The sequence below is a fragment of the Sphingobium sp. YR768 genome, from assembly GCF_900111125.1.
GTDB lineage: Bacteria > Pseudomonadota > Alphaproteobacteria > Sphingomonadales > Sphingomonadaceae > Sphingobium.
The window spans coordinates 24,219-44,371 of the sequence record NZ_FOGE01000004.1 but is presented as its reverse complement, the minus strand read 5'-3'; the positions used below and the strand labels follow the sequence as shown (position 1 = coordinate 44,371).

The 20,153-nt window shown below is 66.6% G+C and carries 17 protein-coding genes; 4 read left to right on the top strand and 13 right to left on the bottom strand.

The features are described 5' to 3' along the window. Position 1: 1 nt before the first annotated feature. From trbF to BMX92_RS07100, 4 genes are read left to right on the top strand one after another with little or no spacing between them, the layout of a single operon-like run. The gene (gene trbF / locus BMX92_RS07115) at positions 2-685 is read left to right on the top strand and encodes a conjugal transfer protein TrbF (protein WP_093014139.1); all 684 of its coding nucleotides are present in this window, start codon (positions 2-4) and stop codon (positions 683-685) included. After that, positions 682-1,698 carry a P-type conjugative transfer protein TrbG gene (trbG, locus tag BMX92_RS07110; protein ID WP_093014137.1) on the top strand — a complete coding sequence of 339 codons (1,017 nt, stop codon included), beginning with the start codon at positions 682-684 and terminating at the stop codon, positions 1,696-1,698. Before trbF ends, trbG begins: the two co-directional genes overlap by 4 nt. Continuing rightward, positions 1,695-2,909 (top strand): TrbI/VirB10 family protein, encoded by a 1,215-nt coding sequence (locus tag BMX92_RS07105; RefSeq protein WP_093014134.1) that lies wholly within the window; start codon positions 1,695-1,697, stop codon positions 2,907-2,909. Before trbG ends, BMX92_RS07105 begins: the two co-directional genes overlap by 4 nt. Further along, positions 2,906-3,127 carry a DUF2274 domain-containing protein gene (locus BMX92_RS07100; protein WP_093014131.1) on the top strand — a complete coding sequence of 74 codons (222 nt, stop codon included), beginning with the start codon at positions 2,906-2,908 and terminating at the stop codon, positions 3,125-3,127. The genes BMX92_RS07105 and BMX92_RS07100 overlap by 4 nt, the downstream gene beginning before the upstream one ends. A gap of 17 nt (positions 3,128-3,144) precedes the next feature. On the opposite strand, the gene BMX92_RS07095 is transcribed toward BMX92_RS07100, so the two are convergent. From BMX92_RS07095 to BMX92_RS07035, 13 genes are all read right to left on the bottom strand, one after another. After that, complete coding sequence (locus tag BMX92_RS07095) at positions 3,145-3,453, bottom strand: hypothetical protein (RefSeq protein WP_093014128.1); 309 nt, start codon at positions 3,451-3,453, stop codon at positions 3,145-3,147. Next, on the bottom strand, positions 3,450-4,397 hold the full coding sequence (locus BMX92_RS07090; protein ID WP_093014125.1) for a LysR family transcriptional regulator: 948 nt from the start codon (positions 4,395-4,397) through the stop codon (positions 3,450-3,452). Before BMX92_RS07090 ends, BMX92_RS07095 begins: the two co-directional genes overlap by 4 nt. A gap of 60 nt (positions 4,398-4,457) precedes the next feature. Further along, positions 4,458-7,505: an efflux RND transporter permease subunit gene (locus tag BMX92_RS07085; protein ID WP_093014122.1), complete on the bottom strand. Its 3,048-nt coding sequence runs from the start codon at positions 7,503-7,505 to the stop codon at positions 4,458-4,460. 6 nt (positions 7,506-7,511) lie between these two features. Continuing rightward, the gene (locus BMX92_RS07080) at positions 7,512-8,624 is read right to left on the bottom strand and encodes an efflux RND transporter periplasmic adaptor subunit (protein ID WP_218145741.1); all 1,113 of its coding nucleotides are present in this window, start codon (positions 8,622-8,624) and stop codon (positions 7,512-7,514) included. Between the two features lie 2 nt (positions 8,625-8,626). Next, positions 8,627-10,120: an efflux transporter outer membrane subunit gene (locus BMX92_RS07075; protein ID WP_093014116.1), complete on the bottom strand. Its 1,494-nt coding sequence runs from the start codon at positions 10,118-10,120 to the stop codon at positions 8,627-8,629. Between the two features lie 58 nt (positions 10,121-10,178). Further along, a complete protein-coding gene (locus BMX92_RS07070) occupies positions 10,179-10,985 on the bottom strand; it encodes a MipA/OmpV family protein (protein ID WP_177184955.1) in 807 nt (268 codons plus the stop codon). A 288-nt stretch (positions 10,986-11,273) separates the two neighbouring features. Beyond that, positions 11,274-11,705, bottom strand: coding sequence for a glycine zipper 2TM domain-containing protein (locus BMX92_RS07065; RefSeq protein ID WP_093014110.1), 432 nt, complete (start codon positions 11,703-11,705; stop codon positions 11,274-11,276). A 46-nt stretch (positions 11,706-11,751) separates the two neighbouring features. Beyond that, positions 11,752-12,591 carry a DUF3313 family protein gene (locus tag BMX92_RS07060; RefSeq protein WP_143066735.1) on the bottom strand — a complete coding sequence of 280 codons (840 nt, stop codon included), beginning with the start codon at positions 12,589-12,591 and terminating at the stop codon, positions 11,752-11,754. Between the two features lie 131 nt (positions 12,592-12,722). Next, positions 12,723-13,313, bottom strand: coding sequence for a TetR/AcrR family transcriptional regulator (locus tag BMX92_RS07055; RefSeq protein WP_093014103.1), 591 nt, complete (start codon positions 13,311-13,313; stop codon positions 12,723-12,725). A gap of 194 nt (positions 13,314-13,507) precedes the next feature. Beyond that, entirely contained in the window at positions 13,508-14,632 is a 1,125-nt protein-coding gene (locus BMX92_RS07050; RefSeq protein ID WP_093014100.1) for an ABC transporter permease, read from the bottom strand. A 3-nt stretch (positions 14,633-14,635) separates the two neighbouring features. Further along, a complete protein-coding gene (gene rbbA, locus BMX92_RS07045; RefSeq protein ID WP_093014097.1) occupies positions 14,636-17,389 on the bottom strand; it encodes a ribosome-associated ATPase/putative transporter RbbA in 2,754 nt (917 codons plus the stop codon). Next, positions 17,386-18,462 (bottom strand): HlyD family secretion protein, encoded by a 1,077-nt coding sequence (locus tag BMX92_RS07040; RefSeq protein ID WP_093014094.1) that lies wholly within the window; start codon positions 18,460-18,462, stop codon positions 17,386-17,388. Before BMX92_RS07040 ends, rbbA begins: the two co-directional genes overlap by 4 nt. Next, complete coding sequence (locus BMX92_RS07035) at positions 18,459-19,928, bottom strand: efflux transporter outer membrane subunit (protein WP_371262290.1); 1,470 nt, start codon at positions 19,926-19,928, stop codon at positions 18,459-18,461. Before BMX92_RS07035 ends, BMX92_RS07040 begins: the two co-directional genes overlap by 4 nt. Positions 19,929-20,153 lie beyond the last annotated feature (225 nt).

The following is a 20,153-nucleotide window of genomic DNA, read 5'->3' as shown; positions in this document are numbered from 1 at the left end:
AATGTTTCGACGTCCCACCATCCGCTATAGCCAGACCCCCGAGGCCACCACGCCCTATCAGCGCGCCGCGCAGGCGTGGGACGACCGCATCGGCTCGGCCCGTGTGCAGGCGAAGAACTGGCGCCTCGCCTTCTTCGGCGCGCTCGCCTTGTCGGGCGGGCTCACGGCCGGCCTCGTCTGGCAATCGGCACGCGGCCATATCGTCCCCTGGGTGGTGCAGGTCGACCGGCTCGGCGAGGCGCAGGCCGTCGCGCCGGCCGAAGCCGGCTACCGCCCGACCGACCCGCAGATCGCGTTTCATCTCGCGCGGTTCATCGAGCAGGTTCGGGCCATTCCCGCCGATCCGATCATCGTGCGCCAGAACTGGCTGCGCGCATACGAGTTCACCACTGATCGCGGCGCGATGGCGCTCAACGATTATGCCCGCGCCAACGACCCCTTCGCCCAGGTCGGCAAGGTGCAGGTCGCGGTGGAGGTGTCGAGCGTGATCCGGGCCTCGCCCGACAGCTTCCGCGTCGCCTGGACCGAGCGCCGCTATCAGGACGGCAGCCTTGCCGCCACCGAACGCTGGTCGGCGATCCTCACCATCGTCGTGCAGCCGCCGCGCACGCCCGACGCGCTGCGCAAGAACCCGCTCGGCGTGTTCGTCAACGCCCTCAACTGGTCGAAGGAGCTGTCGCAATGACCGCAAGTCCGCTTCGCCGCGCCGCCTCGGCTGCGCTGCTCGTTTCCGCTTCCGCCTTGGCCGGCTGCGCCACCACGTCGGCGAAGCCGCCCGCCATTACCTATGACGATCCGCCGCGCGAGATCGCGGCGACACCCGCGCCCGAACCGCCGCGCGCTGTCGAGGTGGTGACGATCCCCCAGCCGCTGCCGCTTCCCGGTCAGTTGAAGCCGCTCGGCCCCAGTGCATCGCTACCGGAATCCGGCGATCCCCGCCGCCGCGTCGGCGCGGCCAACGCCGCCGCCCGCGTGCAGCCGGCGCGCGACGGCTTCCTCAATGCGATCCAGCAATACCCCTGGACCGATGGCGCGCTCTATCAGGTCTATACCGCGCCCGGCCAGGTAACGGACATCGCGCTTCAGGAAGGCGAGCAGCTCGTGGGGCCAGGGCCGGTCGCGGCGGGCGATACCGTGCGCTGGATCATCGGCGACACGGTGAGCGGCAGCGGCCCCACGGCGCGCGTGCATATCCTCGCGAAGCCCACGCGGCCCGACATTTCCACGAACATCGTCATCAACACCGACCGTCGCACCTATCACCTGGAGCTGCGTGCGACGGCTTCGACCTACATGGCGTCGGTAAGCTGGACCTATCCGCAGGACGCGCTGATCGCCCTGGCAGGCCGCAATGCCGCTGCCGCATCCGCCACGCCGGTCGCGAGCGGCGTGGACGTGACCGCGCTCAATTTCCGCTACCGGATCGTGGGCGACCGCGTGCCGTGGAAGCCCGTTCGCGCCTTCGACGATACCGCGCAGGTGTTCATCGAGTTTCCAGCCGGGATCGCGCAGGGCGAGATGCCGCCGCTGTTCGTGACCGGCGCGGCCGGCGATGCCGAACTGGTCAACTACCGCGTGCAGGGCCGCTACATGGTGGTCGATCGTCTGTTCGCCACCGCCGAGCTGCGCTTGGGCGACAAGCGCAGCGAGCAGCGCGTTCGTATCGTGCGCGAGGACGGACGGCGGGGGCGGCCATGAACGATCCGGCCGACACCCCTGCCGCCGAAGCGCCCGCACCGCAGGCGCCGCGATCCGATCCTCAAGCCTTCCAGCTTCGGGGTGATCCGCCGCGCGTCATGCGCCTCTCGCGCAAGGCGCTCGCTGTCGTGGGTCTCGCCGCAGGGATCGGCATCGGCGGCTCGCTGATCTACGCCTTGAAGCCCGCTGGTGAGAAGGAAGCGAAGGAACTCTACAGCACCGACAGCCGCGCCACATCCGAGACCATCACCTCGGGACCGAAGGACTATGGCCAGGCCCCGAAGCTCGGCCCGAAGCTCCCCGGCGACCTCGGCGGCCCGATCGTCGCGGCGCAGCAGCAGGGCGAGAATGTGCCCGTGCCGCCGATCGGCGGGCAACCCGATCCCCGCGCGCAGGCGGAGGAAGCCGCCCGGCAACGGGCGCAACAGGAACGCGACGCCGCCCGCACGGCCGGCGTCTTTCTTGGCGGCGGCGGTGCGGGCGCCATGCCATCCGCTGCGACCCCACCGAGCCTTGTGGCGGCCCCGACCGTAGCCCCGCCCGTGGACGAGACCGCGCAGGGCGACCAGGCCGCGAAGCGCGCGTTCATGGCGCAGGCGTCCAATCAGCGCACGGTCAGCGTCGAGCGGCTCGTAACCCCCGCATCGCCCAATATCGTGCAGGCGGGAAGCATCGTGCCCGCGGCGCTTATCACCGGCATCCGCTCGGACCTGCCCGGCCAGATCACCGCCCAGGTGACGGCCAATGTCTATGACAGCCCGACCGGGCGCATCCTGCTCATCCCGCAAGGCGCGCGACTGATCGGCGAATATGACAGCGAGGTCGCCGCCGGACAGACCCGCGTGCTGCTCGCGTGGGATCGGCTGATATTGCCGGACGGCCGCTCGATCGTTCTCGAGCGCCAGCCCGGCGCCGACGCGGCCGGCTTTGCGGGCCTACAGGACCGCGTGAACCAGCATTGGGGCAATCTGCTCAAAGCCGCCGCCGTCTCGACGTTGCTGGGGGTCGGGACCGAGCTGGGCGCCGACAGCGAGGACGATCTGACCCGCGCGCTGCGGCGCGGGTCGCAGGACACCATCAACCAGACCGGCCAGCAGATCGTGCGGCGGCAATTGAATGTGCAGCCGACGCTCACGATTCGGCCGGGCCACCCGTTGCGGGTCGTTCTGACCCGCGACCTCATATTGGAGCCGACCGGAGTGACACGATGACCAAGTTAAAGCTGGGGCCGCTTCCCGACGAGAAGCCGATCAAGGCGACCGTGGACATTCCCGCTGCGGTGTATCGCGAACTGAACTCCTATGCGGAGGCGCACGCGGCCGAGACGGGCGGTTCGCCTATGCCGCCCGAGAAACTGCTCGTGCCGATGGCCACTCAGCTCATGGCGACGGACCGGGGTTTTCGCCGCTGGCTCACGCAGAGGAAGTGAGCGCGCGCCGCCTGCTGTCAGTTGCCCATGAACTTCTTGAAACGCTCGCGGCCTTCCGCCTCGATCACCGCCTGCTCGGCGTTGGTGCATTCGTCGCCCCGCGCCGAACCCTCCGCGCATTGCTGCACGACCTGCCGAGCTTCATCGATATGTGCCGCGAAGTATTGCGTTCCGCGCGGCTCGGCCGGCGTCGGGGAGGCGGCAGACGGGCCGACGACGGTCGCTGTCCGTTCGACGGGCACGATCACCGGCCGCAGCACGAAGCCGGCGCCGAACCCTATAATGAGCGTGACCAGCACGATTATGAGTGTTTTTCCTTGCATCATGACGGCTCCTTTCCCGGTTGCTGAAACGGTGGTTGCGGCCCAGGCACGGACGGCATCGAATAGCGAGCGGTGACGAACTCAAGAAAACGGCGCAGCACCGGATTTTTATTGTCCTCGCGCCAGTAGCCCGAGAAGCCGATCCGCGTGTGCCCGTTGGTGTCGTGGACCTCGCGGAAGACCACGCCGGGGACGTGGATGCCGAGCGCCGACTCCGCGACGACCGAAATGTGCCCGCCGAGCGCGATGACGCTCAGCACGGTATCCCGCCGGATGTCATCCATGACGATCTCCGGCGAGTAGCCCGGCATCCCGAGCTTGCCCAAGAGCATGTTGCGCGTCTCGGGACCTGGATCTTGCTCGGTGAGCAAGAACCGCTCGCCGGTCAGGTCGGGCCAGTGGATGCGTTCGCGCGTCGCAAGCACGTGCGCTTCCGGTATCGCCACCAGGATGCGCTCGCTCCAGAACGGGCGCCTCATCAGGCCCCGATACGACGCCTCGCCGATCATGATCGCGATGTCGAGCAGTCCGTTTTCAATCCCCGTCAGCAGTATTTTGCGGTCGCGCTCGAACCCGCATAGCTTCACCTTGGGATGGCGTTCGCCAAACTCGCTCAAGGTGGCACGCAGGTTGCCTGCCGAAAAGGACGTGTAAAAGCCCACCGCCAACCTGCCAGCCTCGCCATTGCGCGTAGAGCGGACCCAGGCGTTTAATTCGTCCCACTCGCCCACGATTCGCTGCGCGGTGCGGAGATAGGTCTCGCCATCCTTGGTGAGCGTCGCGCCGCGCGTCTTGCGGTCGAATAGGGTTATGCCAAGCCGCTTCTCAACATCGAGGACATGCCTGCTGAGCGTTGCCTGCTTTATATTGAGATTGCGTGCGGCTCGACTAAAGCTCCCAGCTTCGGACGCTGCTATCAAATAGCGGAGCTGGCGCAACTCAATCATTTAAGGGTACTACTGTCATGGAATTTGACCGACTACCTGTGCTCACCAATAAATACTGCCTCATGAGGCAGTATTTTTCGTTTCAGGCGCTGTGATGAAGCGGGCCAATCGTGGTCGAACACGCATCTCGAGATCGTCGATGATTTCATAGACCACGGGAACCAGAACCAGCGACAGCGCCGTCGACGAGATCAGCCCGCCGATCACCGCAAGCGCCATCGGCACACGGAACTCGGAACCTTCGCCAAGCCCCAACACGGTCGGGACCATGCCGGCGGCCATCGCGAACGTCGTCATGACGATAGGCCGCGCGCGTTCGCGACAAGCTTCGATCAATGCATCATGCTGGCTCACGCCCGCACGTTCGGATTCGATCGCGTGCTCAACGAGCAGGATCGAGTTTTTCGCGGCGAGCCCCATGAGCATCAGCAATCCGATCAGCGCCGGCAGGTTAAGCGCGGCGCCGCCAAGGACGAGACCGGCAAAGGCCCCGATCAAGGACAGCGGCAGGGCGACAAGGATGGTGATCGGCTTGAAGAAGCTGCGGAACAGCAGCACCAGCACCGCGAAGATCAGCGCGACGCCGGCGATCATTGCGCCTATGAACCCGCCGAACAGTTCAGCCATATCGGCGGACTGACCGAAAGCGGGCCGGGTCACACCATCGGGCAGTTGCTGGATGATCGGCAAGGCGTCGATCTTCGCCAGTGCCTGCCCGATCGATACGCCGTTCAGTTCGGCCTGAACCGTCACCCGGCGCTCGCGGTCGAACCGCTCGATGCGGGTTACACCCGGCTCGAAGCTGAGAGACGCCACGGCCGAAAGCGGCACGGATTCTCCGTTGGCCAGAGGCACGCGCAGATTGCCGATGGTCTCGAGATCGGCGCGCGCGCTGTCAGGGAGCCTGACCCGGATCGGAAGACGCTGCTCGCCATCGTTGAACCGGGCGGTATTGGCGTCGATATCGCCCATGGTGGCGACGCGGATAATCCCGGCCAGCGCCTCGGACGTTACGCCAAGCCGCGCCGCTTCATCGGGCTTCGGGCGGATGACCAGTTCGGCGGCAGGGCGCGGGGCGAGCTGGTGGACATTGGCCATTTCCGGCACGCCGCGCATCTGGCGTTCGAGCGCCAGCGCGGCTTTCGCGAGGGCATCGCCATTCTCGCCAGCAAGAATGACCTGGACGTTGGACCCGCTGCCGCCGCCTTCGCCATAGCTCAGGCGCACATCGGGGATGGTGAGGAGGACAGGCCGGATCGCCGCCTGAAACGCCTGCGTGGTCCGGTCGCGGTCTTTCTTGAGGAGGATGGTGACGGTGCCCGTGCCGACGCTTCCGCCGCTGCCGATCGAGCTGAAGACGAGATCGACATCGGCCTGTTCGTGCAGCCTGTCGGTGAGCAGGGTCGTGGCCCGGCGCATCTCCTCCAGCGTGACGCCGGGCGGCCCCTCGACCTGGATATCGACGATGCCGTCGTTGCTCTCCGGCGTGAACCCGGTCGGGAGGGTCGTTGCCAGCCACAGCGAGGCGATGAACAACAGGCCCGCGCCGGCCAGAGAGCGCCAGCGATGAGCAAGCGCCCATTCGACGGTTCGGCGGTAGGGGCCGTTAAAGGGCTTGCGCGGCTTGGGGTGGGCGGAGGGCTTGAGGAAGTAGGCGGCCATGAGCGGCGTGAGCAGCCGCGCGACCAGCAGCGACGACAGCACCGCGATCGCGACCGTCAGACCGAACTCGCGGAAAAACCGGCCAGCCATGCCGGGCATCAGCGAGACGGGCACGAACACGACGACGATCGCCATGGTCGTCGATATGACGGCGAGCCCGATCGCGTCGGCGCCGATGAGTGAAGCCTGATAGGGTGTTTCCCCGGCCTCGATACGCTTCTCGATATTCTCGATCTCGACGATCGCGTCGTCGACCAGCACGCCAATCACCAGCGTCAGCGCCAGCAGGGTGATGATGTTGAGGCTGAACCCGAGCACCGCCATCGCGGCAAAGGTCGGGATCAGCGCGATCGGCATGGCGATCGCAGCAATGACCGTGCTGCGCCACTCGCGCAGGAAGGCGAACACCACCAGCGCGGCGAGCAGCATGCCTTCGAGCAGGACCATGACGGTGGCGTTGAAACTTTCGCGCGTATTGTCCGCGCCCGATATGAGCTTGCGGAACTGAACATCGCCATGCTCGGCCTGGAGCTGCGCGATCGCCTCGGTCATCTCGTCCTCGACCGCCACGTCGGACGCGGCGCGGGTCTTCATCACCTGGAAGGCGACGACCGAGCGGTTTTCGAGCTGGGCAAGATGCGTGCGCTGCGCCGGGCCGCTGGTGACGCTGGCGATATCGCCAAGGCGTATCTGGCGCCCGTCGCCCGTCGGGATGATCGTATCGCGCAGCTTGTCGACCGTATCGGCCGCGCCAAGCACGCGCACGGTCTGCGTGCGCCCGCCGACCTCCGTGCTGCCGCCCGGCACATCGGCATTGAAGCTGCGCAGGGCATTGTTGATCCCCGGCACGGTAAGGCCGCGGGCTTCAAGACGCTCCGGATCGAGCGTCACGTTGATCTCGCGGTCGACCCCGCCGAGGCGCTGGACCTGGCCGACACCTTTTCGCGCCGCGAGGCGCCGGGCGACCGTATCGTCGACGAACCAGCTCAGTTCCACATCGGACAGGCGCGACGAGGACACCGCATAGATGACCACCGGCTTGCTCTCGAACTCAAGCCGCGAGACCACCGGCTCCTCCACCTCGCGCGGCAGTTCGTCGCGGATACGGTCGATCGCCGCGCGCACTTCATCGCTCGCGCGCTGCGGATCTTCGCCGATGTCGAAATTGACGATCGTGCTCGACCGGCCAAGGGTGACGGTGGATTGAACATGATCGACGCCCGGAATATTGGAGACCGCGGCCTCGACCTCGCGCGTGATCTGCGTCTCCACTTCACTCGGCGCGGCGCCGTTGAGCGTCACCGACACCTCGACGCTGGGGAAGGACACGTCCGGCACCAGCTTGACCGGCAAGGTGAGATAGCCGCCGACCCCGGCGAGCATCAGCAGAATGAAGAGGATACTGACCGGAATCGGGTTGCGGATCGCCCAGGCGGATATGCGCATCGCGCGTCAGCCCTTCACGGGTGAGGCAGGCGCGGGTCCTGCGGCGGGCTTGACCGCTTCGACGACATCACCGTCGAGCAGGAAGGCGCCGCCCCCCAGCGCGACGCGGGTGCCCGCCGGCGGGCCGTCGATCAATTCGACCCACCCGGCTTCCCTGACGCCGGTGCGGACCGTCTGTGCGCGCACACGCTTGTCGGCGCCGACCACCATGATCGTGGCGCCGCTGGCATCGAACTGGATTGCGCTTTCCGAAACGGCGGCGGCCATGCGCGGCACGCGCTGGAATTCGGCGCGGGCAAAGCCGCCGCTGCGCACCTGCGGATTGACGGGCAGGCTGATCCGGGCGCGGCCGAGCTTGGTGCGGGGATCGACGCGCGGCGACACCAGACGGACGGTGCCGTCAAGCTGGAGGCCGGAAGGAAGACTGACCCGCACGGCGGTTCCGGGGCCGATCGCCGACAGTGCGTCTTCGGGGATCTCGGCATCGAGTTCGATGCGGCGGTCGCGGGCGATCCGGAACAGGGGATCGCCGCCTCCGCTGGCAACCGCGCCGGGCCTCGCGGTTCGCTCCAGCACCACGCCGGCGAACGGCGCGCGGATCACCATCTGGGCGCGCTGGGTCAGAAGGTCATTGAGCTGGGCGTTCGCGGCAGCAGCGGCGGCTTTCGCGCTGTCGGCCTGGGTCCGGCGGCTCATGATCTGCTCGTCGGACAAAACGCCGGTGCCATCGAGACCCGCCACGCGCTCGGCTTCCTGCTCCGCCTGACTGGCCTGAGCCTTCGCCTGGGCCAGCCCTGCGCGGGCCTGTGCGATCCGCGCTTCAAGCAGGGTAGGATCGAGGCGGGCCAGGGGCTGGCCGGCGCGAACGACCGTGCCTTCATCGACCAGGACGGCGGAGATGCGAAAGCCCGTCAGCTCCGACCCGATCGCCGCTTCCTCGAAGGGGATGAGCAGACCCGATGCGGCGAGCGTGCCTCCCAGGGGACGCATCTCGATCGCGGCCACCGAGACCGCTCGGGCGGGGGAGGCAGCTTCCTTGGCGTTTTCATCGCCGGTCGACCCGCCCGAACAGCCGGTCAGGGCGATCGCCAGCAGCGCGGCGGACAGGTGGGTCTTCATCGTCATTCCCTGGATCGCTGGGGCGCCTCGGGCGCGGTCCAACCGCCGCCGAGTGCCTGGAAGGTCTGGACCGAGCGTTGCAGCGCATCGACCCGCGCATTGGTGAGGGCGGTTCGCGCGGCGCGGAAACTCCGCTCCGCATCCAGCGTCTCGGAGAGGTCGTTCAGCCCGCGCCGGTATCGTTCGAGCCCTGCGTCATAGGCGCGCTGCGCGCGCACCAGCCCCGCCTCAAGGGCTGCTACCCGCTCGCGATCGGCGGCAAGCCGCGTCAGCGCCTGATCGACTTCGGAATAGGCGGTGTGGACGGTGCGTTCATAGGCCAGCACCGCCTGCTCCGCCCGCGCGCTGGCGCCGCCAAGTTCCGCCTTGAGGCGCCCGCGATCGAAGATCGGCAGCAGGATATTGCCGCCGATCGCGCCGAAGACCGTGGTCGAGGCGATGCCGCCGGTCTGCGCATTATAGCCGAGCGTCGCCTGGGGCGTGATGGTCGGATAAAAGGCGAGTTCGGCAAGCCGGACATTGCCGGTCTGCGCGGCAAGGCGGGCATCGGCCTCGCGTATATCGGGCCTGCGGATCAGCAGCGTGCCGGGAAGCGTGCCGGGGACATCGGGCACGCGAACCTCAGCCTGCGTAATGGCGAGGCTTTGCAGCGGCGCCGTCCCGGTCCCGATCAGCACCAGCAGGGCACGCCGGCTCGCATCGAGCGCACCGGCAAGGTCCGCCGCCTGCGCCCGCGCCTGCGCAAGATCGCTTTCCACCCGGTCGAGATCGGAGGTCGCGGCAAGGCCGCGGTCCACACGCACGCGCACAATGTCGGCGAGCTGCCCCTGTATGCGTTCGCTGGCGCACGCATCCTCAAGCTGGGCGGCGAGCCCGCGCGCCTCGAACAGGCCGCGCGCGACATCGGCCGCGAGCATCGCGCGGACACCTTCATAGTTGAAGCGGGCAGCGGCAAGGTCGGCCTCGGCCACATCGCGCGCCGCGCCGCGCCGCCCGAACAGGTCCAGCTCCCAGCTCAGCGGGAGCGAGACATTGCCGGTCTTCGTCGTATTGGGGGCGAAGAGGTTGGTGAGCGAGCCGCCCCCCGGAAGCCCCGGGATGGCAAGATCGGGCGCCGATACATAATCGGTCCGGCGGATCTCGCCGGTCGCCTGGACATTGCCCTGAAGGCCATAGCGCGACAGCGCCGATGCGCGCGTGGCGCGGGCCTCGGTCAGCCGCGCGAACGCCTCGCGCACCGAGAAACCGCGTGTCAGCGCCTGATCGACGAGAGCCAGCAATTGCGGATCGTCATAGAGCAGCCACCAGCGATCGAGCGCGGCCGCCGGGAGGGCGGGGCCGGCGGCATCATAGGCCGCCGGCAGGTCTGCCGCTGCCGGTCGGATCGGCGGCGCGTTTGCGCAGCCGCCGAGCCAGAATACCGCGCCAAGCGCGGGCGCCTGCCAGGCAAGCGCGCGCGACAAGGCCGTTCGCGGCCGCGAACCGGAGCGTTTCATCTTCACCCGTCTCAGGCCGATGCGCGCCGTAAGGCGGTCATTCCCCGCGACCCGCGCATTACAGGCGATAGGTCAGCGTGAAGATGCCCGAGGGCTGGGTTTTCTTCTCGACGAGCGGGCTATCGGCAGCGTCGCCGATCATCGAGGTGACGCCGCCCGTGGCGCTCAGTGTGATCCGGTCGGTCAGCCGGTAGGAGGCGGTCAGCATGCCCGACACATCCTTGAACCCGCCGCCCATGCCGAACTCCGGCAAGCCCGACGCGAGCGATTCAGTCGGCGTAACGCCGAAATAGCGATCATTATATTTGCGGTCGGCCCAGGTCGTGCCAACCGTGGGGGTGAGCGTGAAGCGCGACGAGATATTGATCGGATAGGAGATGCTGGCGTCCGCCACCGTGCCCTTGGTTCCGCCCGAGACGATCTTGACCGCGCCGAGCGTCGCGACGAAGCCGCCGGCACGGATGTTGGTGAAGAGACGGGCGCCCACCCCATCACTCAGCCTGTCGATGCCATCGGGTACATCCTTGCCGCGATAGCCCTGCACGAAGACGGCGCTGGCGCCGATCTCGAAATGCTCCGTGCTGATCGGGATGACGCCGACGCCGTTGCGCAGATTGGCGAAGAGCCAGCCTTCGCGAATGTCGATGGCGGGAATGGGGATGATACGCGTTTCATCGGACCCCTGATAGGCAGGCGTGGCGGCGACACCGACGCCAAGGACGATATGATCCTGGTTCTGCGATTGCGCCTGGGCCTGCGTCTGCGCGGGCGTCTGGGCCTGGGCGGTGCCGGCCGCCGCCGCGCTCGCGGCGACAATCAGCAAGGCGGTGGACCGTCGGAAGTGACCCTTGGAAATCAGCATCATGGTAGAACTCGCTTTCATATCTGGTGTTCGTTGGAACGCAGGGGGTGGCTGGACATCAAAAGTGTGAGGACGTGCCGAAGCACGCCCTCACACAGTCATCGGCACGGGCTGGCGGACATGGCGACGGCTCTCGCCGGGCAAGGGTGTGGGGGCAGCCCGGCATTGCCGTCTGTCGCTTCCCGGTGCCGATGAACTGCGAGTCCACTTTCGAGGTTGTTTGCGACCCGAGGCGCTCGCAGCGAGATGAAGGGAAGGGCATGGTCGTCACCAATGCCGAGCGGCATGGCGCTATTCACAGCGGACATTCTTTCGATCGATCGCGCGTCCCGCGAGCGCGCCGCCACCGGCGCCGAGGATCGTGCCGAGCGTCTTGGAATCGCCGGGCGCGATGATGTTGCCGAGGATGCCGCCAGCCAGGGCACCGACGATGGCGCCGCGCGAACCGTCCCGGCGCTGGCAATAATAGCGCCCGTCGCGATCGCGATAGATCCGGTCGCGATCGCCGAGCTGGCGGCGCTCGCGTGCGCCCCGCCGGTCATCGTCGCGCCGCCGATCGGAACGACTGCGATCCCGATCCCGGTCCCGGTCCCGATAGCCATCTCTGTCCCGGTCGACATGGCCATAACCGGGGCGTGCGCCGCGGTCGCCATAACTGTCGGAAGCGCAGGCCCCGAGCGAGAGCATGGCCGCGATGACCGGAACGAAGACGATGGTACGCATGTATATTTAGTCCCTTTCTGAATTTACCGCGCCGCAGACGGCTGCGTCACTTTTCGTCGTCAGGCTCGTCCTGCGAGACGCTGGTGCCCGCGACCTGCGGCATATAAAGCCCGGTCACGCCGCCCACGACGCCGTTGGCGACCCCGCGGGTGATGTTGCGGCGCGACCCGAAGCGCGCGCAGGGGTCGGGGTCGGCGATCTTGAGCTTCGGGCGGTCCTCGCTGGCGAAGGCGTCCGCCACCCTGTCGCCGAGCGGCTCGGCGAGCTGGAGGGCATCACCGGCGCGCGACAGCGATGGCTTGGTCCGCCCGACGATGCCGGCATTTTTCGTCCACAGCACGGCCGCCACCTGACGGCCATCCGGCGCCAGAAGCTCGGATTCGACGGCAAGGCCGCCGGTCGAGGAGGGAACACGGAAATTGACCAGCGGGACCGGATTGACGAAATCCACAGCAGCGGCGGCAACCGATCCAACCCGGCTGTTCGATTGCAGGCGGACAATCGCGGTGCGGATCGTCCCGGCGCCAGGTGCCGGTTCGGCCGCGATCACGAAGCGTTCGCTGACCTCGAAGCAGATCTGCCGATCGACCTCGCGCAGCACCATCGCCTTTTCCTCGGCCGACAATTCGGTCTCGATATCGGGGGCGATGACGGCGGGCTGGATGAAGACCATCTGCACCGCGTCAGACGCCGCGTCGTCACGGTGATGGGCCGACGCATTCCTCTTCGCTTCCGCCGCAGGCAAGCCCGCGTAGCTCGACAGGAAACCGGACTGCGCAGCCGGGCTGCTCTGGCATGCCGATGTCGCGGCAAGGATAGCAACCAGTCCGCCATATTTGAGTGTCATCGCGCCGAAGCGGCTGTGACGAGCAAAACCCACCGACACGTTTGACCTCCACTACAAGATACGCATCGTATCCTAAATATGAGGGTCCACTGTCAATAGGGATCGCACTGTCTCTTATAATTTTCTCCCGGCCCTTCTGGGATGTTCAGGGAAACGACTGAAAATCCGCCTTATTTGCGCGTCGGCAATCCCTCGCCCGTGACCAGCGGAAGGAAGGTCTGGTCGAGGATTTCCGCAATCGCCTCGTCCGAAATCTGTTTCACGGTAATGACGACCTCGTGCATGACGAGGCTGAAAGGCAGCCGGACGACGCGCGGGGTCAGGCGGTCCTTCTCGATGTCGCCGCGCGCGATCGCGCGCTCCATCACGTCCTTCATCGGAAAGTCCTGGAAGCGATCGTCCATGAAGCTCGTCCCTTCGGCCGCCATGTCCTGGCTCATCTCGAAGATGAGGCCGAGCAGCTTGGGCGGCGCGCGATCGGAGAAGCGGCGCAGAAGCAGGCACATCTCGTCGCGGAAATTACCGAGATCGGGCACGATGACGGGATTGAGCCTGATGTGGCGGACAATCGCCGCCGATGCGATGCTCGCCTTTGTCGGCCAGCGCCGGTAGAGAACCGCGCGGCTTGTGCCGGCGCGATCCGCCACGGCCTGGAAGGTGAAGTCGCTATACCCACGCGCCTCCAGCTCGCTCCATGCAGCGTCGAGGATCGCCTCTTCAAGCGCTGCGCCTCTCCGGCGTTTTACAGTCGTTTCTGTCATTCTTGGCCACCACTCGGGCTTGCACGCACTATGCTTGGAGTTCCGGTCAAATCACCTTCCTTAATCTCTTAAGAGACGTTCTGGACCTTCTGCTAGCGGTTTGACGGCAAAAAAGCCAATCCTGCGCTTTGTCCCTGGCGGCGGTCATCAGACTTTGGGGGCGATCCCTGCAAGGCTGGCCAGCCTGCGGCCCATCAGCCCATCGCGCTGATCGTCCGGCGGAACCGCGCGAGGGCAATACCGAAAAAGGCAGCGCCCAGGATCGCGAGCGCCACGAGCTGCGGCCAGACCACGTCCATTCCCGCGCCCCGGAACAGGATGGCCTGCGCCATCTCGACGAAATGCGTGGTGGGCGCCACCAGCATGATGGTCTGCACGAACTCCGGCATTGCCTCGCGCGGCGTCATCCCGCCCGACAGCATCTGGAGCGGTAGGAGGATCAGGACCAGCAGCAGGCCGAACTGCGGCATCGAGCGCGCGATCGTCGCCATGAAGATACCGAGCGAGGTGGTGGCGAACAGATGCAGGCCCGCCCCTGCGAGGAACAGCGGCACGGACCCCTGAATGGGCACGGCGAGGAAGCCGCGCACGATGACGACCAGCGAGAAGGAACAGGCGAGCAGAACGACCAGCCCCATGGCCCAGACCTTGCTCATCATGATCTCGAAAGGCGTCACCGGCATCACCAGCAGATGTTCGACGGTGCCGTGCTCGCGTTCGCGGATCAGCGCGGCGCCGGTCAGCACGATCGAAAGCATGGTGATATTGTTGATGATCTCCATGATCGTCTCGGACCAGCTCGCCGTCAGCGTGGGATTGAAGCGGGCACGCACCGCCAGCTCGACCGGCTGCGGCCCGCTGCCGCGCGTCCCGGCCAGGAACTCGGCGACCTCGCCCTGGATGATCTGCTGGACATAGCCGCCGCCTGTAAACGCCTGCCCCATGCGCGTCGCATCGATGTTGAGCTGGATCGCCGGTCGCCGCCCGGCGAGCACATCGGACTGAAAATCGGGCGGGATGGTCAGGGCGAAGGTGTAAAGCCCTGCGTCCATGCCGGCATCGGCGTCGGCCAGATCGGTCATGACCGGGGCCATGAAATGCGGCGGGTAGAGCGCGCCGACGATACGGTTCGACAGCGGAGAGCGGTCCTCGTCGATGATCGCGATCGGCGCATTGTGCAGCGTCTCGGGCTGGCTGCCGCTCGACATGGCGACGTTGATCGAAAAGGCGAAGATGATGAGCCCGACCATCATCGTGTCGCGGCGCAGGCTGCGCAGTTCCTTGATGCCCAGGCGCCAGATGTTGGTCAGCGTGCGCATGGTTCAGCGCTCCTGTTTCTTCGTCAGCATCACGCACAGGACCAGCAGGATCGGAAAGGCGGCCGCCAGCGTCAGAAGCGGCCCGATCAGGTCGAAAAAGCCCAGCGCCTTGGAGAAGACGCCGCGCGAGATGGTGATGAAGGGGCCTGCGGGATAGACACTGCCGATCAGCTTTCCGACCCCTTCGAGTGACGACACAGGCGTAATGAAGCCGGAAAATTGCGTCGCCGGCAGGATGGTGCCGAGCATCGTTGCGAACAGGGCGGCGATCTGACTGCGCATGAAAGTGGAGAAGAGCAGCCCGAGCGCGGTCGCGGCCAGCACATAGAGGAAGGCGGCAAGCGTCAGGACGAGAATATTGCCTGTCACCGGCACCCGGAACACCACCGCTGCCAGCAGGAAGAGCAGCAGGAAGTTCACCATGGCAAGCGCCACATAGGGCATCTGCTTGCCGAGCAGGAATTCGACGGGCCGCGCCGGGGTCACATAGAAATTGATGATCGAGCCAAGCTCCTTCTCGCGCACCACGCTGAGCGCCGTGAGCATGGCCGGGAACATCATCAGGAGGATCGGAATGACCGCGGGCGTGATCGCCACCAGGCTCGCGACGTCCGGATTGTAGCGGTAGCGCGTCTCGATATCGATCGCGCCGGCGGTGGGCCGCACGCCGGTCTGCTCGCGCGCGAACTCGCTCAGCCAATGGCCGTGCATGGCGCGCAGATAACCTTGCACCGTCTCGGCGCGATCGGGCATCGAACCATCCGCCCACACACCGATTTCGACGGGCACGCCGCGTCCGATGTCGCGCGCGAAGCCGGGCGGAATCTCGATCGCGAGGCTGATGTCGCCCGATCGCATGCGGCGGTCGAGATCGCCATAGTCGGTGATCGCGGCCTTCTGCGTGAAATAGCGCGATCCCGACAGGTTAAGGACATAGTTTTCGCTGGTGGTGGTAGCGTCCCGATCGAGAACGGCGAAGGTCAGGTTCTCGACATCGGTGCTGATGCCATAGCCCATGATGAGCATCAGGATCACGCTGCCGAGCAGCGCCAGCGTCGCCCGGATCGGGTCACGGCGCAGTTCGAGGGTCTCGCGCCGGGCAAAGCTCAAGACCCGGCGCCAGCTAAACTGCCGGATCTCGGTGTGCGCCTTGGCTGCATCCGGACCAGGAGCCGACTCTTCCGGCGCTGCCGCCGCATCCTGACCCGACGCCTCGCGCAGATAGGCGATGAAGGCCTGTTCGAGCGATCCGTCGCCGCGCGAGGCGGCGATCGCGGCGGGCGTATCGCTGATCAGCACCTTGCCCGCGTGCATGAGCGACATCCGGTCGCAGCGCGCGGCCTCGTTCATGAAATGGGTGGAGATGAAGATCGTCACCTTGTCCTGCCGCGAGAGGTCGACCATCATCTGCCAGAACTGGTCGCGCGCGATCGGATCGACGCCCGATGTCGGCTCGTCGAGGATCAGCATCTCGGGCTTGTGGATCATCGCAACGGCGAGGCTCAGGCGCTGCCGCTGCCCCAGCGGCAAGGCATCTGGAAGCTCGGCCATGATGTCGGTGAGCCCGAAACGCTTTGCCATCTCCTCGATGCGCGCGGGTATATCGGCCTGCGGCACATGGAAGAGCTGCGCGTGCAGCTCCAGATTCTGGAAGACGGTCAGCTCGGCATAGAGGGAGAAGGCCTGGCTCATATAGCCGACGCGCTTGCGGGTCTCCATGTCGGCGGCGCGCACCTCGCGCCCGAACAGCCATGCCTGACCCTCGCTCGCGGTCAGCAGCCCGGTCAGCATCTTCATTGTCGTCGATTTGCCGCAGCCGTTCGACCCCAGGAAACCGAAGATCTCGCCGCGCTCGATGCGGAAGTCGACATGATCGACCGCAGTGAAATCGCCGAACCGCATGGTGAGGCCCTTCGCCTCGATCGCGATATCCTGGGTATTTGCTTCGCGCGGCGGGATGACGACCGGCGCGTGCCCGCGTCGGCGCTCGGGCGGCAGCAGGGCAATGAAGGCCTGCTCCAGATCCTCGCAGCCGGTGCGCGCATGGATGTCCTGCGCCGTTCCGGTGGCGAGGATGCGGCCTGCGTCCATCGCGATCAGCCAGTCGGCGCGCGCGGCCTCGTCCATATAGGCCGTCGAAAAGAGCACGCTCATCTGCGGCCTGTCGGCGCGGATGCTCTCGATCAACTCCCAGAATTGCGCGCGCGAGAGCGGATCGACCCCCGTGGTCGGTTCGTCGAGCAGAAGCAGATCGGGATCGTGGATCAGCGCGCAGCACAGTCCCAGCTTCTGCTTCATGCCGCCCGAGAGCTTGCCGGCGGGGCGGCCGCGAAAAGGCGCGAGGCCGGTTCGCCGTGTCAGCTCGGCGATGCGCTCTTCGCGCTCCTGCGCATCCTGACCGAAGAGCCTCCCGAAAAACTCCAGATTCTCATCGATCGTGAGCGTGGGATAGAGATTCTTGCCAAGCCCCTGCGGCATATAGGCGATGCGCGGGCAGACGGCCTCGCGGTGGCGGCGGTCGGCCATGTCGCCGCCCAGCACCTCCAGCGTTCCTTGCTGTATGACCCGCGCGCCCGCGACCAGCGAGAAGAGGCTGGACTTGCCGACCCCGTCCGGCCCCATCAGCGCCACCATCCTGCCTGCCGGAACATCGAGGTCGATGCTGTCGAGCGCCCGCGTCTTGCCATAGGAGAGGCCGATGCCCGTAAGGCGGGCCGCCGGCGCCTCCCGGTCGGCCGCGCCTGTCGCTCCCGTCACGGCAGGGGCCGAAGCGCGAGGCTGTCGGGCCAGTGCACCTCGGGGTCGATCCGAAGATAGGCGACGCCCGGAAGGCCGGTTTTGACATGGGCGATGTTGCGCTGGAGCAGTGGCGGATCGATCCGCGCCTTCACCCGGAACATGAGTTTCTGCCGCTCGCTCTGGGTCTCGACGGTCTTGGGGGTGAACTGCGCCACGTCGGCGACAAAGCTGACTTTCGCCGGGATCGGATAATCGGGCGCGGTGTCGAGGACGATACGCACCTCGCTTCCGATGCCGACCCGGCCCGCCTCGGTCTCGGGGACGAAAAAGGTCATATAGACATCGGTGAGGTCGACGAGGTTCAGCACGCGGCCTCCGCCGGAAACCACCTCGCCGGGCTGGGCAACCCGATATTGCACGCGCCCGGCGCGGGGTGCGCGAAGATCGCTGTCGCGAATATCCGCCTGGACGCGCTCGATGGTCGCACGCGCGGCATCGACATTGGACCGGGCGCCGATCACCTGACTACGCGCCGTGGCCACTGCCGCATCGACGGCCGCGAGCTGCGCGCGGGCCGCTTCGACCGCCGCCGCCGCGCCCTCGACATTCGCCGCGTCATCATCGCGCTCCTGCACGGCGGTTGCGCCCTCGCGCGCCAGCGTCTCGGACCGTCCGAGCCGCTTGCGCGCCGCGACAAGTTCGGCCTCGCGTTGCCGCACGGTGGCGAGGGCTGCCGCCCGCTCGCTCTGGCGCTGCGCGACCTGGCTTTGCGCGGTTTCGATCATGTTGATCGCCTGGGCGAGCTGAGCCTGCGCCTCGGCTTGCTGCGCTTTCAGCACGTCCACGTCCATGTGCGCGACAACCTGCCCGGCGGCCACCATCTGCCCTTCGTCGGCAACGATGTCGCGTATTCGGCCCGGCGATTTGGCGGAGACGTCGATCTCCACCGCCTCGATCCGGCCATTGCCGCTGATGATCCCGTTCGGGAGTCCGGAAGACTTGAGCGCCGACCACAGAAAATAGCCCAGCCCGAGGGCAGCGACGGCGAGTCCCGCGCGCATGAGCCATTTTTTGCGTGTTCCTTCTGTCATGGCTGTTCCCCGCCTTGCGTCCCGCTGTCGATGTCGAAGGTCCGGTCGGCGGCGAACCCGCCTCCCAGCGCTGAATAAAGGGCGACGATGCTCGCCAGCTCGGCGCGGCGAAGCTGGACCAGCGCCTGCTCCGCATCGAACAGGTCGCGCTGGGCATCGAGTACTTCGAGATAGGCCGATCGGCCATTGTCGAACCGAAGCTGGGCAAGCCGCGCGCGTTCGCGCTGCGCGTCCAGCAGCGCGCGTGTGCTGTCGATCTGGAGGCCGAGTTGCCGCCTGCGCACCAGGGCATCCGACACATCGCGAAAGGCGGTCTGGATCGTGCGCTCATACTCAGCCACAGCGCGGTCGCGTCGTGCCTCGGCAACGTCGAGATTGCCCTTGAGCCGCCCTGCGTTGAACAGCGGCAGCGTGATGGTCGGCGTGAAAGTCCAGGCCTCGCTATTGGCGCCAAACAGGCCGTCCAGCGCGTCGCTCGCCGTGCCATAGGCGCCGGTCAGGCTGATGTTGGGAAGAAAGGCAGCGCGCGCCGCGCCGATGTTCGCATCGGCGGCCCGAAGCTGATGTTCGGCCGCGACGATATCGGGCCGGTTGACCAGCAGGTCCGACGGCAATCCCGCCGGAAGCTCTGCAATCGGTCCCGTCGCGGCGAGACCGAGCGCACCCGGCGCGATCGTCACCGGGCTTCCTACAAGCAGTGCAAGCGCGTTGCGGTTGACAGCCCGATCCTGCTCCAGCGCGTGCAGGACCGTCTGCGCCTGCGCCAGCAGGGTCTGGGCCTGGATCATCTCCAGCCTGGAGCCGGAGCCCACCTCATAGCGCCGCCGCATGATGCGCAGCCCCTCCTCGCGTGTGCGAAGCGACTGCGCGGCAAGGGCCGCGCGTTCCTCATAGTCGCGTTCGAGCAGATAGCCGTTCACGACCTGCGCGATGAGATCGGTCGCGACCGCGCGGCGCGCTTCCTCGCTCGCCAGATATTGCGACCGGGCCGCATCGCGCAGATTGCGCAGCCGGCCCCAGAAATCGATCTCCCAGCCCGCGCTGAGCTGGGCGCTGACCTGCCGCGTATCGAAGCGCTGGGTTCCGGTCCCTGGAAGATTGAAGATCGAACGGCCCCGCGTTCCCGTGCCCACCGCGTCAAGCTGCGGATAGAGCGGCGCGCCCTCGATCCGCCAGGCCGCACGCGCTTCGGCGACCCGTGCGGTCGCCACGCGGATGTCACGGTTGTTTGCAAGCGCCTGGGCGATCAGCGCCTGCACCTCGGCATCGTGGAAGAAATCGCGCCAGCCAAGCCGGGCGATCGACGGCTCCTGTCCATGCACGCCGGGATAATGATCGGCGACCGGCAGCGAAGGACGACCATATTGGGGAGCAAAGGAACAGCCGGAAAGCAGCAGGGCGAGGCCGGTCCCGATCCAGCCTGCGCGCCATTCTTCCCGACGCCTCTTCTTTGATTGCTCAGCCAACAGTCGATAACCCCCATTTGCCCGTGCCCGACTTGTCCTCGCCCGCGACGCTCGCCTGTTTGCCCTCAATCTGGACCGCGCGCGCAGCGACGTGCCCAAACGCACGCACTGCGCCAGCCAGCCTCCCGCGAACAATCGCGAGAAAGACACCATCTCTGTGAACGAGACCCCGTCATATCGTCAGGCGCGCTCGCTTACAAGATACTAATCGTATCTTAGCGGAGC

What these genes read in the sequence shown, in the direction of transcription:
- trbF (WP_093014139.1), top strand. Translation starts at nt 2, where the DNA reads ATGTTTCGACGTCCCACCATCCGCTATAGCCAGACCCCCGAGGCCACC.
- trbG (WP_093014137.1), top strand. Translation starts at nt 682, where the DNA reads ATGACCGCAAGTCCGCTTCGCCGCGCCGCCTCGGCTGCGCTGCTCGTT.
- BMX92_RS07105 (WP_093014134.1), top strand. Translation starts at nt 1,695, where the DNA reads ATGAACGATCCGGCCGACACCCCTGCCGCCGAAGCGCCCGCACCGCAG.
- BMX92_RS07100 (WP_093014131.1), top strand. Translation starts at nt 2,906, where the DNA reads ATGACCAAGTTAAAGCTGGGGCCGCTTCCCGACGAGAAGCCGATCAAG.
- BMX92_RS07095 (WP_093014128.1), bottom strand. Translation starts at nt 3,453, where the DNA reads ATGATGCAAGGAAAAACACTCATAATCGTGCTGGTCACGCTCATTATA.
- BMX92_RS07090 (WP_093014125.1), bottom strand. Translation starts at nt 4,397, where the DNA reads ATGATTGAGTTGCGCCAGCTCCGCTATTTGATAGCAGCGTCCGAAGCT.
- BMX92_RS07085 (WP_093014122.1), bottom strand. Translation starts at nt 7,505, where the DNA reads ATGCGCATATCCGCCTGGGCGATCCGCAACCCGATTCCGGTCAGTATC.
- BMX92_RS07080 (WP_218145741.1), bottom strand. Translation starts at nt 8,624, where the DNA reads ATGAAGACCCACCTGTCCGCCGCGCTGCTGGCGATCGCCCTGACCGGC.
- BMX92_RS07075 (WP_093014116.1), bottom strand. Translation starts at nt 10,120, where the DNA reads ATGAAACGCTCCGGTTCGCGGCCGCGAACGGCCTTGTCGCGCGCGCTT.
- BMX92_RS07070 (WP_177184955.1), bottom strand. Translation starts at nt 10,985, where the DNA reads ATGATGCTGATTTCCAAGGGTCACTTCCGACGGTCCACCGCCTTGCTG.
- BMX92_RS07065 (WP_093014110.1), bottom strand. Translation starts at nt 11,705, where the DNA reads ATGCGTACCATCGTCTTCGTTCCGGTCATCGCGGCCATGCTCTCGCTC.
- BMX92_RS07055 (WP_093014103.1), bottom strand. Translation starts at nt 13,313, where the DNA reads ATGACAGAAACGACTGTAAAACGCCGGAGAGGCGCAGCGCTTGAAGAG.
- BMX92_RS07050 (WP_093014100.1), bottom strand. Translation starts at nt 14,632, where the DNA reads ATGCGCACGCTGACCAACATCTGGCGCCTGGGCATCAAGGAACTGCGC.
- BMX92_RS07040 (WP_093014094.1), bottom strand. Translation starts at nt 18,462, where the DNA reads ATGACAGAAGGAACACGCAAAAAATGGCTCATGCGCGCGGGACTCGCC.